Source organism: Pseudohongiella sp., from assembly GCF_011050365.1.
GTDB lineage: Bacteria > Pseudomonadota > Gammaproteobacteria > Pseudomonadales > Pseudohongiellaceae > Pseudohongiella.
Genome location: NZ_DRFV01000012.1, coordinates 35,725 through 52,221, shown reverse-complemented (window position 1 = coordinate 52,221; position 16,497 = coordinate 35,725). Strand labels below are relative to the sequence as shown.

Here is a 16,497-nt window from a genome sequence, read left to right as displayed (position 1 = left end):
AATTGATGACATTGCGAAGCCAGACCAGACACAGCATGATCTAACAGGCTGCCAGCGAACTAAAGTCACCGGGGTCATTGACGTTGAGCATGGCCTGTATGTCCGCTCCGGTCATTTCATGGCATGAAACGTCGGTCACCCACTGCCCCGATAACCAGTTTGCCACTGATCGCTGACCACGGCCCAACGTATCGCGAATTGTCGGCAATGCTTGCTGCGGCCACATCGCCAGGCACAGGTGTTGGCGCCGCCGGCCATCGTGCAACACTGCAATGGACCTTGAGTTCGCCAGCACCGGCTGCAACAACCGGTCTGGTAATCTTTGCGGCAGCAGCGGCATGTCACACGGCACCACCACTACCGGCTGATGGCATGGCGCCTGAGCCAATGTCGCCTCCAGCCCGGCCAGTGGCCCCTGAAAACCAGCGCGTAGATCAGGACATACCTGTGCATCCATACGGTTATATTCATCATGATTGCGATTGGCACTGATCAGGACATGATCTGCACCCGGCACAGTGCAGCGCAAGCGCTGCACCAGAATTTCGACAAAGGAGTGTTCCCCGAAGGGCAGCAGTCCCTTGTCGCAGCCACCCATGCGGGAACCTTGACCGCCGGCCAGAACAATCAGCGTATAAGCTGTCGCGGAAGCTGACATTCAGAACCTCGCCTCTGCGGTTATCCAGAATTTCTGGCTATCGGTGCTGTATCGCTCGGCCTGATAATCAGCAAATTTGACCGCCAGTGTGTAACGCGAGGCAAAGGTTTTTGCCACCTGCAGATTCAACTCCTGACCCAGGTCCAGGCTGCCCGTATCTGACCGGTAATCATGCCAGACCAGCACTACGTCAGCACTGGCGACCTTGCCAGTTAACGTGAAAGCGGTATCGCGAACGCCAAAGACGGGCGTATTCAGAAATTTATCGGCCCAACCCTGAAACGCATGCAAGGTTGCCAGCGGAGTCTGCATGGCAACGCCAGCGCTTTTGTCAGCGCCCATCACCTCGTGGGACATGGCTGCACGTATGCCGCTGACCTTGACACCAGCCGTCGCCAGCATATAGTCGGCGCTGTAGGCGATGGGATTATTGCGATAGTCAGATTGCCTGGCGTATTCAACGCGGTAGTCAACCTTGACGTCAGCCGTGGCATCAAGTTCACCGGTAACAGCGAGCCCCAACGTAGCCGACGACAATACCGGCGCATCCTCGAACGCCAGCGAATAACTGTACGCACTGAGGATAAATGCCGGACCGGACTGCCAACGGGCGTTCAACAAATGATGATCACTGTCCAGTGCCTGTGGTGGATTGCCGGCATCTGGTCCGAAAATACGCTGGGTATCGTCTATCCAGGCGTAGTCCAGTTGAACATTTGGCACGGGCGCCAAACTGACAGTAACAGCATCGAAGGTCTGCTCATTCTGACGCCACCCCACACTGCCGATAAAGCGCTGATTGTCACGCAGCAGGCGCTGTCGTCCCAGTGTTGCGCTGCCTTTATCGACACGATACTGCACCGCGGCCTGATTCAGATCCACGCCATCGGGATCGGGGACGACCGGGTAGCGGGTCTTTGTGTTGCGCGTGTTGTTGAATCGTTCCTCGCCCAGGTAGCTGACATTGTCCATCTCCAAGAGCAGATTGAGATTTTTCCAGTTGCCACTGCGCCAACTCAGACGTGTACGCAACGTATTCGCTGCGGCATCACTGATAAAGCCGGCATCGTCAACCTGTTCGCTGCGCAGGCGGAATGTTACGTTAGTACTGCCCGTGGTCAATGCAGCGGTCAGACCAGTTTCCGCCTGCGCCATTGCAGAATTGCCCAGCGTAATCGCCAGTGCGGCAATAACAGTTGATAAAAAAGTAGTCTGTTGTGGCTTCATTGCTAGTCCTTTTGGCTGGTAGTCACACGATTAAAGGGTTGGCTCTGTTACTTTGCTCTTTTTTGCTGAGGGCTCTTTCTCGCTGAGGGCTCTCTATGAATCTCACGCACTAAGGGCATCCACTGTTTGTGCGGTGTTGTTGTTTTGTGCTGCCAGTGCCACGACGTCGCCGATAACCAGCAGACATGGACTTTTCAGTTTATGGTTGCGTGCGACGCGCTCGATATCGGCGACAGTGCAATAGCAGCTTCGCTGATCATCGCAACTGCCGTTTTCGATCAACGCTGCCGGGGTCGATGCGGGCATGCCGTGTTGCATCAACGCACTGCGGATTTTGCCCAGGCTGGACAGTCCCATATAAAACACCAGCGTGCGCGATTTGTCCGCCACCAGCGATTGCCAGTGGGTATGATCCTGCTCGTCGGCATAGTGTGCCGTGGTCAGACAGACACCGGATGCGATATTGCGTTGCGTCAACGGAAATCCGGCGGTCGCAGCGCAGGCCGAGGCAGCAGTGATGCCCGGTACTACGTGCACAGTGACACCAGCGGCCTTCAGACTCATCATCTCTTCACCACCGCGGCCAAACACAAACGGATCACCGCCCTTGAGCCGCACCACCGACCGGCCGGCACGGGCATGTAGCAGCAACAATGCTTCAATCTGAGATTGCGGCACCGGATGGTGTCCCGGGCGTTTGCCAACGTCAATCATCAGTGCCCCGGCGTGCGCCTCGGACAGTAATTCACTGGACACCAGCCGATCGTAGATCAGCACATCCGCCTGCCGAATCAGACGCAAACCCTTGACGCTGATCAGCTCCGGATCCCCGGGCCCCGCACCCACCAGCCAGACTTCGCCTGCCGGCAGCTTGGTTTGGTTTGCCTTGATCAGCGTCAGCATAATGATTCCTCTTTTGCGGGGGGGGTGTCGGGCCCGGCAAACTGCCCGGGGACTTCAGATTTCAGCAGTTTGTCGAGCTCCGGAGTGCAGGATCCGCAATTGGTGCCTGCTCGGGTTTTTCTGCCGATGTCTGCTGTATTGTCGCAACCCTCATGGATAGCAGCGTTTATTGTCACGTCATAAACCTGGTGGCATGTGCAGATCAATTTGCCTTTGTCACGGGTCTGGCTACCGGATGGTCTTCCCAGCATCAAGTCACGTATGGAGACTTCTGCCTGCTGCCAGCTCGCTATCAACCAGTCTTCATCGACATCAGGTACACACGTCGTTTGCATGGCAAACCAGATTTGTACCCCGTTATCATCTCGTCCAATCAGGCGCAGGGATTCGTTGTGGCTATCTTCGACTTGCGCCCAGCGAGACGCCGAGTCAGTCCATAGCGACATCAGTGTATTGGCGTCTGTTCCCTGATCACCCGCCAGTACAGTAAAATACAATCCATCCAGATAACGTGTGCACCAGTAGCTTGTTTCGGGCAATGACAATCGACGCGGCGAGATCAGGCAGGCGTACCACAGGGCGGGCAAACGTGACACTGACACCGGGGTTTGTTTAAACGCCGGCTGACCGGAAACCGGGTCACAAATGGCGGACACCAGCTTGCCCACGCGCGCACTTGATGCAAAACAGTCATTCCAGTGAATTGGCATGAACACAGTGCCCGGCGTCTGGCCGCGCTGTTCGTGCACACGTACCACACACTGACCATGACGACTGTTGACAGATGTCAAGTCCCCCGCCTGCAATCCACGCAACTGCATGTCCGCAGGATGCATCTCGACAAACGGCTCAATGGTATGCTTTTGCAGCTTGCTGCTCAGGCCAGTGCGCGTCATGGTATGCCACTGATCGCGAATACGGCCGGTGTTCAGCCACAACGGATATTCGGCATTGATTGTCTGTGGCAACGATGCAGGCTCGACCGCGATGAACTGTGCACGTCCCGATGGCGTAAAAAATTGGCCATCGGCAAACATTCTTTTTTTCGACAGTGGCCATTGCAGTGGCTGCATTTCTTCATATTGCGAGTTTTCCAATTGCGCCAGCGCCCCAATATCAAAATCGCGTGTGCCATTGTTGCCAAATGCTGACAATGCTGCATGTTCCCGAAAAATATCAGCGGCGCCCTGATAGTTGAATGCCTGTGCAAAGCCCAAACGTTTCGCGATTTCGCTGACAATCCACCAATCCGGTTGTGCGTCTCCCGGCAGCGGAAGAAACCCACGCTGCCGGGAAATGCAGCGCTCCGAATTGGTGACCGTGCCCGACTTTTCTCCCCAGGCCGCAGCCGGCAAAAGCACATGCGCCAACCGGGTGGTATCGGTGTCAGCCACGCAATCCGACACCACGACATGCTCGCAGTTCTGCAGAGCTGCGCGCACCAGATCTGCCTCCGGCATCGAAACCACCGGATTGGTTGCCATGACCCAGATGAAACGGATGTTGCCGTCAGCGACAGCGCGAAACATATCGACAGCTTTCAAACCCGGCTTTGTTGCCAGGGTCTGTGTTTGCCAGAACTTACTGACCAGCGCGTGGTGCAAGGGATTTTCGATATCCATGTGCGCCGCCAATTGATTGGCCAGGCCACCGACCTCGCGGCCGCCCATGGCGTTAGGCTGACCGGTGATGGAAAAAGGACTGGCTCCGGGCTTGCCAATGCGGCCGGTGACCAGATGGCAATACAGAATCAGACTGGCCTGGTCGACGCCGTATGCCGACTGGTTGATGCCCTGGGAAAACACCGTGACCGTTTTTGCGGTGCGTACAAACCACTGATAAAAAGTGCGCAAAAGCTCCGGATCCAGTTCGCATTTGTCTGCGATACTGTCAATTGCGTTTTCGCGTTGCCGACACTGCGCCACCAGCCCGGCGAAGTTCTCGGTGTGATTGTCAATAAATCCGGCGTCCAGTGCCGGCGAATCCAACAGCCATGCCAACAGACCATCAAACAGCCAGATATCTGACCCGGGCGCAATCTGCAGGTGCAAATCAGCCAGTTCGCTGGTAGCCGTTTGCCGCGGATCAATGACCACGATCTTCATCTGCGGCCGCGCCTGTTTGGCGGCCACAATACGCTGATAAACCACCGGGTGCGTCCAGGCCATATTGGAGCCGGTAATGACCAGCAGATCCGCCAATTCCACGTCCTGATAACAACCCGGCACGGTGTCACTACCCAGGACACGCTTGTGTGCGGCCACCGCTGTGGACATGCACAGGCGGCTGTTGGTATCGATATTGGCTGTACCGATAAACCCCTTGATCAGTTTGTTGGCGACGTAATAGTCTTCCGTCAACAATTGACCGGACACATAAAAAGCGACCGAGTCGGGGCCATACCTGGCGATCGTGTCTTGAAGACGATGCGCAACGGCGCTCAGAGCGTGATCCCAGCTTGCCTGCAGTCCATCCACTCTGGGATTGAGCAGGCGTGATTCCAGGCCCAAGGTCTCTGCCAGGGCGCTGCCTTTGACACAAAGCCGGCCGGCGTTGGCCGGATGCGTGTAATCGCCCTTCACTGACACCTCGTGGGTGTCATCATCGACGGTAACTGACACGCCACAGCCGACACCACAATACGGACAAACGGTATCAACGGCTTTCATTGCGGCACCAGCCCGGCCGGATTCAACAAAGCCTGTGGCGACGCCTGCACAGGCGCCCGATTCTCAATCAGACTCTCGTAAATACCGCTATCATCGACATCGCCGAACATCACCGCCGCCTGCAGACAATCACCTTGCCACCACAGGCGTCGATACTCCCCGGCGTTTTTATCGCGCCACGCCAGGCTGCGTTGCGACGGCGACGTCTGATGACCGGTCTCATCCAGCGTGCCCGCGGAAAAAACGTGAACACCGCTAACCTTTAGCCGGGTCGGCAACGATTGCCGCGTATACGGTTCAACATCAGTCAGGCTGGCATCGGGTCCGGATTCTGCGCATCGTTGCAGCACCTTTGCCAGCACCTGGGCCTGTTGGTAAATCGGGGCCACCAGACCAAACTGTTCACCATCGATTTCGCAACATTCACCCAATGCAAAAACACCGTGCTGGCTACTGCGCAACCAAGCATCAACATTGATGGCACGAGCAACTGACAGATTTGTTTGCCGGGCCAAAGATACTTCCGGGGCAATGCCAACGGCCATAATAACCAATTCGCAGGCCAGCAATTCCCCGTCACCGAGCTGCAAACCAGCGACGCTTTGGCCGTCCGCGGTTGCAACAAACCGTTTGCACTGCGCGTCACTGATAAAGCGAATATTGCGCGCGGCCAGCGTCGCCGCCAGATACTCGCCCGCTTCACTGTCCAGTTGCCGGTTCATCGGCCAGCCCGCGTTGTGAACCACGGTCGTTGTGACGCCCCGGTTCTGTAATGCACAGGCGGCTTCCAGTCCGAGTACGCCGCCACCAACAACAACGGCACGACGAACCCTGTCGTCGTCCGCCTGGCCAGTGCTACCAATTCGCGCCATCACCGCCTCGGCATCATCCAGCGTGCGCAGGCTGACAATACCGGAAAGATCAACACCGGGCAGCGGCAATCGTGCCGCCCGCGACCCTGTCGCCAGCACCAGCATATCCCACTTATGGCAGGCGCCGGACGCCGTGCTGGCGACACGACTGTCAGTATCAAGTGCGATGACCGGGTCACCAGTATGGACAGCAATATCTTGTGATCGGTACCAGGACGCTGAATGCAAGGGCAACAACGACGCATCAGATTCACCTGCCAACAGCGGCGACAATAGAATGCGATTGTAGGCTGACTGCGATTCCTCTCCGATCACGCTAGTGTCGAACAGACCTGGCGCCTGCAGTGAAATTTCCTGCAACAGACGCCCTGCGGCCATACCGAATCCAACAATGAGCAATCTGGGTTTGGGCCGATGCATCATGCCTCCCCCACCGCGGCCACGAAGACCCGCCCATCGCGCTCCACCACCGGGTAACTTTGCACTTTCTGCTGGTCGTCCTCCAGACACTCGCCGGTCTTCAGGCAAAAATGTTGTTTATAAACCGGCGACGCCACCACCAGACGGCCAGCGATGTCACCGGTGAGTCCGCGACTGAGCACATTCGCGTCACTGAAGGGGTCACGGTTGTCCAGCGCAAACAATCCGTCATCGGTTCTGAACACAGCGATCTGTTTGCCCTCGACGCGCACGGCAGCGCCGGTGCCAGGTATCAGATCATCCAGCGCACCGATTTCGACCCATTGAGTTGAGTTCTGCATCACACTGTCTCCAATACGTCAGCAGGTGATTTTTCGTCTGCACGCGCCGGGCGCTTCTGGCCGCGCTCACGCACATAAACAATCTGTTCGTCTGGCTGATCATCATTCAGGAAAGGTCGGAAACGTTTCAGGGCCACCGGGTCTTCGATGGTGCGCTTCCATTCACAAACATAGGTGTCGATTACTGACTGCATCTGAGATTCCAGTTCGTCAGCAATACCCAGCACGTCATTGATGATGACGTCCTGCAAATAAGCCAGGCCGCCTTCCATGTTGTCGCGCCATACCGACGTGCGCTGTAGCCGATCGGCAGTCTGGATATAGAACATCAGCAAACGATCGATATAACGAATCAGGGTCTGGTCATCCAGGTCACTGGCAAACAGCTCTGCGTGGCGCGGGCGCATGCCGCCATTGCCACACACATAAAGGTTCCAGCCCTGCTCAGTGGCGATGATACCGACATCCTTGCTTTGCGCTTCCGCACATTCGCGCGTGCAACCGGACACCGCCATTTTCAGTTTGTGTGGTGAGCGCAAACCCCGGTAGCGCTCTTCGACGTAAATCGCCATGCTTACCGAGTCCTGCACACCATATCGACACCAGCTTGAGCCGACGCAGGATTTTACGGTGCGCAATGATTTCCCGTAGGCGTGACCCGACTCAAAGCCGGCATCCACCAGGTCCCGCCATATGGCCGGCAACTGATCTACCCGTGCACCAAACAGATCGATACGTTGACCACCGGTAATTTTGGTATAGAGATCATATTTCTGTGCCACCTGGGCCAACACCAACAGTTTCGTGGGCGTAATCTCGCCGCCGGGCACACGCGGCACGACAGAATAACTGCCGTCTTTTTGCAGGTTGGCCAAAAAGTTGTCATTGGTGTCCTGCAGTCCAACATGGCGAGGATCCAGCACATAGTCGTTCCAGCATGAAGCGAGAATGGACGCAACCGCTGGCTTGCAAATATCACAGCCCTTGCCGTGGCCATGCTGTGACAGCAGCTCGGCAAAAGACCGGATGCCATGAACGCGAACCAGGTGATAGAGCCCCTGCCGGGTATAGGCAAAGTGCTCACACAGATCGTTGTTGATCTCGATACCCTGGCTCTTGAGCTCTGCATCCAGGACCTGTTTCACCAATGTCGCGCAACCACCACAGGTGGAAGAAGCACGAGTTTCTTTCTTGAGCGCGCCAATGGTGGTGCACCCGGCGCTGATGGCACTGCAAATCTCGCCTTTGCTGACATTATTGCAGGAACAGATCTGCGCTGACGCCGGCAAGGCATCAACACCAAGCATGGGCTTCTCACCCGATGCCGGGGCGATCAGGCTGATGGGCGATTCCGGCAACTCCAGCGCGTTCAAAACATATTGCAACAGTGCGTCATAGTCGCTGGTGTCGCCCACCAGCACCGCACCGACCAGACGTTTGCCGTCCTCGCTCAGCACCAGCTTTTTGTAAACACCGCTACCGGCATCTTCGATAGAGCAGACACGGTATTCAGGCGCTCCGCCCTGAGCCATGCCAATGGATCCGACCTCGACACCCAGCAGCTTCAGCTTGGTGCTCATGTCGGCCCCGGTAAACGCAGCAGTCAGGTCACCGCAAAGTTGAGCGGCCAGCTTGCGGGCCATGTCGTAACCCGGCGCCACCAATCCGTAAATCCGGTTCTGCCACAATGCCACCTCGCCGATGGCAAAGATGGCCGGGTCAGAGGTACGACACTGATTATCAACGACCACACCACCGCGCTCTCCGATTTCCAGGCCACACTCCCGTGCCAACTGGTCGCGAGGTCGGATACCGGCCGAGAACAGGACCAGATCGGTCTCCAGTTCGCCCTCAGCAAACACCAGACGATGACGGTGTGAGCTGCCGTCCTCAATACGTTGGGTGGCTTTACCGGTATGCACGGTCACGCCGAGCGCGGAAATCTTGCTGCGTAACATCTCGCCGCCACTGGCATCGAGTTGCATCGCCATCAGACGTGGTGCGAATTCGATGACATGGGTTTCCAGCCCCAGGTCTTTCAGGGCCTTGGCCGCCTCCAGGCCCAGCAAGCCACCACCAACAACTACACCGCGCCGACTGGTATCGGCAGACGCTTTAATCGCCACCAGATCGTCAATGGTCCGGTACACATGACACGCTTCGCGGTCACTGCCCTCAATGGGCGGCACAAAGGGATAGGAGCCTGTCGCCAGCACCAGAGCGTCGTATGAGTACTGGGTGCCATTGCTGCCGGTTACCACTCGGGCACCACGGTCAATAGCGACGACTGCCTCACTGCACAGAAAGCTGATGCCGTGCTGCTCAAAAAACTCGACGCTGCCCAGCGCCAGGTCGTCAGCAGTGGCACCACTAAACCACGCACTCAATTGCACTCTGTCATAGGCCGGGCGACTTTCTTCACAGAACACCGTGACCTCAAAGTCATGCTCCAGCTCAACCAGCTCTTCCAGGAAGCGCTGGCCTACCATGCCGTTGCCAATTACCAGTAACTGACGCTTGTTCATGCATTTGCTCCTCTTTCCTGCAGGCATAAAAAAGGCGCCCATCACACGACTGTTGTCGTGTCATGGGCGCCATTGCCCTGAAACCTTTATGTCACCGCCAGTGGCTTCAGAATCGCCTTTGATTCGGGCCGGGCATGTGACTTGTAGTAAGACCAGAGCAAGAGCTGTGCCAGTAATTCAAAAGCATCGGGCAATAGTATTCGAAATGGCTATTTCATTGACCTTTAGCGTTGCTGCCAGTGTCGGTGGCGCGAATTGCTCTTTGCCTGACAAGACGGATTTTTGCCTTATTTTCGAGCGCCACGCACCGAAACAAGGCAGTGAAATCGGTTGCTCAGTCACATCACCGACTCGTTGCCCGGGCACATACATTACAAAATCCCATTGCCTTATAAGGACGCACCTACCCGTATGAACAGACCAGGCTGCCTCTGGCACAGTTCATGCATTATCTGTTTAGACCGACCGTAGCGATTACCCAAAGATGGGTTACCTGCTACGTTTTAAGGGCAATGGCGTCCGCACGCGAATAACAGGCTTTTCTGTTACCGCGAGTGGGCGCTTTTTTTTTGCACGTTTATTTGATCGTTGTTGCAAACAGCAAAGGAGTATCGACATGCTCAGCACATTAAGGACATTCCGTGGTTCCGCCATTGCACTCTTGCTGACGGGCAAGCTGCTGACCGTTTCTGCCAGCGTCGCCGCCGATGTCGGTTGGCCGGAGAAAGAGGACCTGACGCTGGGTTTCATCAAGCTGACAGATATGGCACCGCTGGCAATTGCCTATGAAAAACGATTCTTTGAAGACGAGGGCCTGTATGTGACCCTGGTGCCGCAGGCGAACTGGCGGGTTCTGCTCGATGGCGTCATTGATGGCAGGCTGGATGGTGCGCACATGCTGGCCGGCCAACCCTTGGCTGCAACCATCGGTTATGGTACCGAAGCGCATATCGTGACACCCCTGAGCCTGGACCTGAACGGCAACGCCATTACCGTATCGAATGATGTCTGGTCCATGATGCGCCCGCACATACCGCAACAGGACGGACGTGTTGTCAGACCGGTGAGTGCCGAGGCCCTGAAGCCGGTCATCGACAGTTATCACGCACAAGGCAAGCCGTTTAATATGGGTATGGTCTTCCCTGTATCGACGCACAATTACGAACTCCGATACTGGCTTGCCGCCGGCGGCATCCATCCCGGCTACTACGCGCCGGCACGAGGCGACACCTCCGGCATGCTGGACGCAGACGTCATGATCTCAGTGACACCGCCGCCACAAATGCCCGCGACACTGGAAGCCGGGACTATTGTCGGCTACAGCGTGGGGGAACCGTGGAACCAACAGGCGATCTATCGTGACATTGGCGTTCCGGTTATCACTGATTACGAAATATGGCAGAACAACCCGGAGAAAGTACTGGGCATGACACAAGCCTTTATCGAGGAGAACCCGAACACTTCAATAAGACTGGTCAAGGCGTTGTTACGGGCTGGCAAATGGCTTGACGAAAACAACAACGCCAACCGTGAAGAAGCGGCCAGGATCCTGTCACGAAGTGACTATGTGGGCGCCGACTATGAGGTGATCGCCAATTCCATGACCGGCACTTTTGAATACGAAAAAGGTGAGGTGCTGCCGGTACCGGACTTCAATGTCTTTTTCCGTAACCATGCCACCTTTCCCTACTACTCGGATGCGGTATGGTTTTTGACGCAAATGCGCCGCTGGGGACAAATTGCCGAACCCAAAAATGATGACTGGTATCACCAAACGGCTGCCAGCGTCTATCGACCGGATATTTACCGCATGGCCGCCGAGTCGCTGATTGCCGAGGGCAAAATGACGGCAGAAGATTTTCCAGACTTCGCCGATGAAGACGGCTATCGACCCGTACAAACGGAATTCCTTGATGGTATTCCTTATGACGGCCGCCAACCCAATGCCTATTTGCAATCACTGGCAATTGGCTTGAAGGACGAAACACTTTAAGGGATTTCAGCATGCTGGACAGTAACAAACAAACTGGATTTACCGCTATGGCTACTCGACTGAACAAACTACGCAGCGCCATGCCCGTGTCGCTGAACATTGACCTGGCGCCGGGCTCGAAACTCGCCACACTGATGCGCGCCTGGTTGCTTTCACTGGTGGGATTGATAGTGTTCGCATTGCTGTGGCAGGGAGCAGCCAACAACATTGACACCTCGCTGGGCAAATTCCCGGGCCCGCAAGAGGTATTGGAGCAAAGCAAAAACCTGTATAGCGAGTACCAGCGCGACCAACAAAATGAACGTGATTTTTTTGCCCGACAGGAAGCGCGCAACGCGGACCGGCTGGCCAGTGATCCGGATGCCGATGTAAGCATCCGCCCCTATACCGGTCGCCCTACCTTTGTTGATCAGATCGGGACCAGCCTGCTCACTGTGGCATTTGGTTTTGTCATTGCGATGATCGTTGCCATACCTTTGGGAATATTCTGCGGTCTCAGTCAGGCCGTCTATAGCGCGATCAACCCTATCGTGCAAATATTCAAACCGGTGTCACCCCTGGCCTGGCTGCCACTGGTCACCATGGTCGTCAGCGCCCTGTATGTCACGGAGAGCACTCTGTTCAGCAAGTCATTTATAACCTCTGGCGTTACGGTTGCGTTGTGCTGCCTTTGGCCCACCGTCATTAACACCACGGTTGGAGTCGCCGGCGTCGACAAAGACCTGATCAATGTCAGCCGGGTCATACGCCTACCACCTTTGCAGCACGTCAAAAAAATAGTGTTGCCATCTGCCATACCCATGATCTTTACCGGCATGCGTCTGTCGCTGGCAACCGGTTGGATGGTGTTGATCGCAGCGGAAATGCTGGCACAAAGCCCCGGACTGGGAAAATTCATCTGGGATGAATTTCAGAACGGCAGTTCAGACTCGATGGGCCGCATTATGGTGGCCGTTCTGGTCATCGGTATTCTGGGATTTATTCTGGACAAACTTATGCTGATGGTACAACGCTACGTCAGCTGGGATAAGACCAACACTTTGCGCTGAACGACACCCGGTATCAGGAGATATGAACATGCAAAATTATCTGGAACTCAGTAACGTCGGCATTGAATTCAAAACAAACAACGTCCCGTTCAAGGCCCTGGATCAGGTCAACCTGAAAGTATCCAAAGGGGAGTATATTTCCCTGATCGGACACTCCGGCTGCGGTAAATCTACCATTTTGAATATCGTCGCGGGTCTGTATCAGGCCACAGAAGGCGGCGTCATTCTGGAGGGTCGACAGGTCGACTCGCCGAGTCCGGACCGGGCGGTGGTTTTTCAGAATCACGCGTTACTGCCCTGGCTGACCGTATACGATAATGTGGCACTGGCGGTAAAACAGGTATTCAAAGGTAAAAAAAGTCGTGCAGAAATGCATGACTGGATTACTCATAATCTTGAACTGGTACATATGACTGACGCCAGGGACAAACGGCCTCATGAAATATCCGGGGGCATGAAACAGCGCGTGGGCATCGCACGGGGACTGGCAATGGAGCCCAAAGTGCTGCTGATGGATGAACCATTTGGCGCGCTGGATGCCTTGACTCGCGCGCACCTGCAAGAGGAAGTGATGCGCATACATGCCACGCTTAACAATACGGTCATCATGATCACGCATGATGTCGATGAGGCAGTGCTGCTTTCCGACAAGATTGTAATGATGACTGTCGGCCCGTCAGCCACCATTGGCGAAGTCCTGCATGTCGAGTTGCCGCGACCGCGCGACCGTCTGGCGCTGGCCAAGGACGCTGACTACAACAACTACCGGCAGGCCGTGCTGCGCTTCCTGTACGACGGGCACCAGGCCACTCACTGACCCTGCCAGACCGCCGCCATGTCGATCACCGAGCGGGCGACGTCAATCAGTCGCCGGCTCTGATTCATTGCCATGTTCCTGAGTAGCTTGTGCGCTTCCTCTTCACTCATCTTCCGGTGCGTCATCAGCAGCACTTTGGCGCGCTCCAAAAGCTTGCGCTCCTCCAGGGCCGCGCGCGCCTCAGCCAACTCATTGTTTATTTGTTGCAAACGCTGTGACTGATACTGCAACAGATCCATCATGGATTTACCCGCAACCGTCACATCGGAACCGTCGTTCAGCAATGGTTTGGCCCGGACCAGCACAAAAGGTTCCGAGCTGAAGCCTGCGTGGCTGCCCAGGCTTCCCAGCGCCAACTGATTCTGGTGCAGACAGGTCCGCGCCTGCGCGAGCCTGTCGATACACAGCTGCGACAGGTAATGTTCCAGCGCATCCTCTACCTGCTTCATGGCATCAATGCGCGATGTCATCAGGGCAAACCACCGGTCTGCCAATTCCGGTCCGCGTGTCACTGACCCAGCAGGGGCAGTGGCACTGCGACGCATGCGCTCGATTTCCAGCAATTCCGGCGCTTGCTGCAGTGTTGCCCAGCGGGCGGACGACTGCTCATCAGCGAATTGCAGGAATATCTCGAAACAACGTTCCTGCGCCTCTATCAAATGCACAAGCAAGGCGCTGCGCTCGCTATCAAACCGCTGGCTGGCAAATCCGGCGGAGCCCGCTGCTCTTTCCTGGCCTGCCAACTCCTTGCCCTGCATCAGATTGAACATGGCCACTAAGGCTCGTGCAATCTCCGGGTCAGCAGCGATATCAGCGGTCTCAAACACAATCAACAACAATGCCTGTATCACAGCACTGTAAGCCTGCGTTACCAGCACTGCATCCAGTTGTAATGCGCTAACCTTGGCGCGCAGCACGTCCAGTTCCGACAACGCATGCACGGCATAGGCCAGTCCGTTGAACATGCGGGTGCCGTCAGCCAGGTGCTCAAGATGGCCATCAGCGGCGTTCAACGTGTCCTGAAAGGCACCCCTCTCGATATCGGTTTGTTCGCGGATACGCGCAATTTCCTGCCCGAACCGGTTACCGCCCGAACCCAGAAACAGATTCGACGCACCACGCTCTCGTTGCAGGGCGTGCACCAAATTGCCGCACGCTACCACCAGTTCGCACAGTGACAACAACGATTGCAGGTTTCGGATCTCACATTGTTTTGAGGCGGTCAGATAGTCGGCTGCCGTCCTGAAGCCGCGTTCCGAGGCAGTTTTATCCATAATCATCGAGCTGGCCCTTTATGTCGCAAATTGCGGGGCCGCCGAGCCAGCATCCATGTTCTGACTCTGCGGACCGGTTTTAAAACACTCATAAAGGCTCAAGCAAGATGCAGGCCACTCGGCCTCCACTCAAGGCGCTGGCGTATACGATTCATGAATACCGGTTCTTGCTTCCAGGGGTGCACCAATGTTCAGGTATTGGCTGTTCTCCTCAGTGTAGGCCGGCCACTGGACCAGACCCTCGACACTGGGATCACCGGTCCTGGCAAATTGCGCCCAGAGCGAAGACGCCTGGTCCGATACCGTCATATCCACGGCATCGGTTATGGGCTCGCGGGAGGTACAACCACCGCCGGCAGACAGGAATAACATTGTCGGTGAATCCACTCCCGTTGGCACCGAGCCAAACACGTACGGGAGCTCCAGACCGTGGAACGCCACACAGTATTCGTCGCGCCAGGTTTTCGGCAGTTGCGAAAAGCTGTAAACGTAGGTCGGCGAGCTCGCGGTCGCGCTGTGCAGATTGGCCATCAATGGCACGCTACTTTGCAGCATGCTTTCCCCCGCATTGGCGCCAACAATCAGGGGCACATCACTTTGATTGCCCGCACGGAACACATTGTGCACGGTATCCGGAATGACATACCCGTCGACTACAACATTCGCTCTGAAACCAACCTCTTCGCTGGAGGCCGCGGCAATGATGTCCTGCCAGCTCAGCGCGCGCATGGCCGCCAGTACATCATCCTGGTCGGCAACACCCAGGGCTTCCGCCAGACGCTCACCGGTAGCTTCTGCCTCGTCCAGCATGGTCACCCGTTGCTCGGAAACCAGCGCAGAACCGCTCTGCACAATCGCTTTATGAAACAGGCCCGAGGCCAGCGGTGTTGCCATCTGCGAAATGGTCTTGGTGCCACCACCGGATTCACCAAAAATCGTGACATTACCGGGGTCGCCGCCAAACGCGGCAATATTGGCCTGTACCCACTGCAGAGATGCTGCCAGATCCAGTGTGCCGTAGTTACCCGACCCGCCATTTTCTGCTTCCGCAGTCAGCGCCGGATGCGCCAGATAGCCGATCGGTCCCAATCGACTGTTGACACTCACCAGCACCACACCCTTGCTGGGCAACATGGGATGGTTATAGATCGTGGAATTGCCGGTGCCGGTGGTCAAACCACCGCCATGGAAGAACACCATGACCGGGAGTTGAGCATCGGTGGATTCTGCCGCTGTCACTACATTCAGGTACAGGCAGTCTTCACTGATGGCACTGCCCTCACCCATACTGCTGTCGCCCTGAGGACAACGATCCGCCCATTCGGTGGCATCACGCACCCTCTCCCAGGCGGTGGCGGGCTGCGGTGGCTGCCAGCGCAGTTCGCCCACAGGCGGCTCCGCGTAAGGTACGCCACGGAAGATGCGTGCTGATGCATCCACAGCCTCATCTGTAATAGTTTCACCGCGAACAGCACCCCATTGGGTATACACCACATCAGCCACAGTTTCTGCCAATACCGGGTCGGCCGCCGCAGCGCCTCTTTCTACGGTCATGCCGGCCGGTTCCGGCGCAGGCTGCTCCGGGGCCTCTGAGTGTTGTTCGTCACAGGCGCTCAGCATTGCCGCCAGCACCACCGCGGTCATCATTGGACGATTCCAGTTTTTCATGGTCTTCACCTATGAATTGTCGTGATTTTAGTATCGATGACACCATTATTCAGTGTTGCGGAGGACATCACAAGTTGGTCT

Annotated in this window: 12 protein-coding genes; 3 read left to right on the top strand and 9 right to left on the bottom strand. The window is 56.3% G+C overall.

Annotated features, from left to right (window positions below; all coding sequences use genetic code 11):
• Nucleotides 1–40 precede the first annotated feature (40 nt).
• From mobA to nirB, 7 genes are all read right to left on the bottom strand, one after another.
• Nucleotides 41–658, bottom strand: coding sequence for a molybdenum cofactor guanylyltransferase MobA (mobA, locus tag ENH71_RS10565; protein ID WP_294135545.1), 618 nt, complete (start codon nt 656–658; stop codon nt 41–43).
• Entirely contained in the window at nt 659–1,885 is a 1,227-nt protein-coding gene (locus tag ENH71_RS10560) for an alginate export family protein (protein WP_294135547.1), read from the bottom strand.
• Nucleotides 1,886–1,987: 102 nt separating this feature from the next.
• Nucleotides 1,988–2,788, bottom strand: a complete 801-nt coding sequence (gene cobA, locus ENH71_RS10555; protein WP_294135549.1) for a uroporphyrinogen-III C-methyltransferase — start codon at nt 2,786–2,788, stop codon at nt 1,988–1,990.
• Complete coding sequence (locus ENH71_RS10550) at nt 2,782–5,457, bottom strand: nitrate reductase (protein ID WP_294135550.1); 2,676 nt, start codon at nt 5,455–5,457, stop codon at nt 2,782–2,784. The genes cobA and ENH71_RS10550 overlap by 7 nt, the downstream gene beginning before the upstream one ends.
• Nucleotides 5,454–6,752 carry an NAD(P)/FAD-dependent oxidoreductase gene (locus ENH71_RS10545; protein ID WP_294135552.1) on the bottom strand — a complete coding sequence of 433 codons (1,299 nt, stop codon included), beginning with the start codon at nt 6,750–6,752 and terminating at the stop codon, nt 5,454–5,456. Before ENH71_RS10545 ends, ENH71_RS10550 begins: the two co-directional genes overlap by 4 nt.
• Nucleotides 6,749–7,090: a nitrite reductase small subunit NirD gene (nirD, locus tag ENH71_RS10540; protein ID WP_294135555.1), complete on the bottom strand. Its 342-nt coding sequence runs from the start codon at nt 7,088–7,090 to the stop codon at nt 6,749–6,751. The genes ENH71_RS10545 and nirD overlap by 4 nt, the downstream gene beginning before the upstream one ends.
• Nucleotides 7,090–9,615, bottom strand: a complete 2,526-nt coding sequence (nirB, locus tag ENH71_RS10535; RefSeq protein ID WP_294135557.1) for a nitrite reductase large subunit NirB — start codon at nt 9,613–9,615, stop codon at nt 7,090–7,092. Before nirB ends, nirD begins: the two co-directional genes overlap by 1 nt.
• A gap of 616 nt (nt 9,616–10,231) precedes the next feature.
• Between nirB and ENH71_RS10530 the strand changes: the two genes are divergently transcribed.
• From ENH71_RS10530 to ENH71_RS10520, 3 genes are read left to right on the top strand one after another with little or no spacing between them, the layout of a single operon-like run.
• A complete protein-coding gene (locus tag ENH71_RS10530; protein WP_294135559.1) occupies nt 10,232–11,608 on the top strand; it encodes a CmpA/NrtA family ABC transporter substrate-binding protein in 1,377 nt (458 codons plus the stop codon).
• 47 nt (nt 11,609–11,655) lie between these two features.
• Nucleotides 11,656–12,657, top strand: coding sequence for an ABC transporter permease (locus tag ENH71_RS10525; RefSeq protein ID WP_317622409.1), 1,002 nt, complete (start codon nt 11,656–11,658; stop codon nt 12,655–12,657).
• 28 nt (nt 12,658–12,685) lie between these two features.
• On the top strand, nt 12,686–13,474 hold the full coding sequence (locus tag ENH71_RS10520) for an ABC transporter ATP-binding protein (RefSeq protein ID WP_294135561.1): 789 nt from the start codon (nt 12,686–12,688) through the stop codon (nt 13,472–13,474).
• Here the strand turns inward: ENH71_RS10520 and ENH71_RS10515 are convergent.
• Both ENH71_RS10515 and ENH71_RS10510 read right to left on the bottom strand, forming a co-directional pair.
• Nucleotides 13,468–14,754 carry a nitrate regulatory protein gene (locus ENH71_RS10515; RefSeq protein WP_294135563.1) on the bottom strand — a complete coding sequence of 429 codons (1,287 nt, stop codon included), beginning with the start codon at nt 14,752–14,754 and terminating at the stop codon, nt 13,468–13,470. The two genes, ENH71_RS10520 and ENH71_RS10515, sit on opposite strands and share 7 nt — an antisense overlap.
• A 123-nt stretch (nt 14,755–14,877) precedes the next feature.
• A complete protein-coding gene (locus ENH71_RS10510) occupies nt 14,878–16,416 on the bottom strand; it encodes a carboxylesterase/lipase family protein (protein ID WP_294135565.1) in 1,539 nt (512 codons plus the stop codon).
• Nucleotides 16,417–16,497 lie beyond the last annotated feature (81 nt).

Coding starts and splice junctions, on each gene's coding strand:
- ENH71_RS10530 (WP_294135559.1), top strand. CDS start 10,232: ATGCTCAGCACATTAAGGACATTCCGTGGTTCCGCCATTGCACTCTTG.
- nirB (WP_294135557.1), bottom strand. CDS start 9,615: ATGAACAAGCGTCAGTTACTGGTAATTGGCAACGGCATGGTAGGCCAG.
- ENH71_RS10545 (WP_294135552.1), bottom strand. CDS start 6,752: ATGATGCATCGGCCCAAACCCAGATTGCTCATTGTTGGATTCGGTATG.
- ENH71_RS10550 (WP_294135550.1), bottom strand. CDS start 5,457: ATGAAAGCCGTTGATACCGTTTGTCCGTATTGTGGTGTCGGCTGTGGC.
- ENH71_RS10510 (WP_294135565.1), bottom strand. CDS start 16,416: ATGAAAAACTGGAATCGTCCAATGATGACCGCGGTGGTGCTGGCGGCA.
- ENH71_RS10515 (WP_294135563.1), bottom strand. CDS start 14,754: ATGATTATGGATAAAACTGCCTCGGAACGCGGCTTCAGGACGGCAGCC.
- ENH71_RS10525 (WP_317622409.1), top strand. CDS start 11,656: ATGGCTACTCGACTGAACAAACTACGCAGCGCCATGCCCGTGTCGCTG.
- mobA (WP_294135545.1), bottom strand. CDS start 658: ATGTCAGCTTCCGCGACAGCTTATACGCTGATTGTTCTGGCCGGCGGT.
- ENH71_RS10560 (WP_294135547.1), bottom strand. CDS start 1,885: ATGAAGCCACAACAGACTACTTTTTTATCAACTGTTATTGCCGCACTG.
- ENH71_RS10520 (WP_294135561.1), top strand. CDS start 12,686: ATGCAAAATTATCTGGAACTCAGTAACGTCGGCATTGAATTCAAAACA.
- cobA (WP_294135549.1), bottom strand. CDS start 2,788: ATGCTGACGCTGATCAAGGCAAACCAAACCAAGCTGCCGGCAGGCGAA.
- nirD (WP_294135555.1), bottom strand. CDS start 7,090: ATGCAGAACTCAACTCAATGGGTCGAAATCGGTGCGCTGGATGATCTG.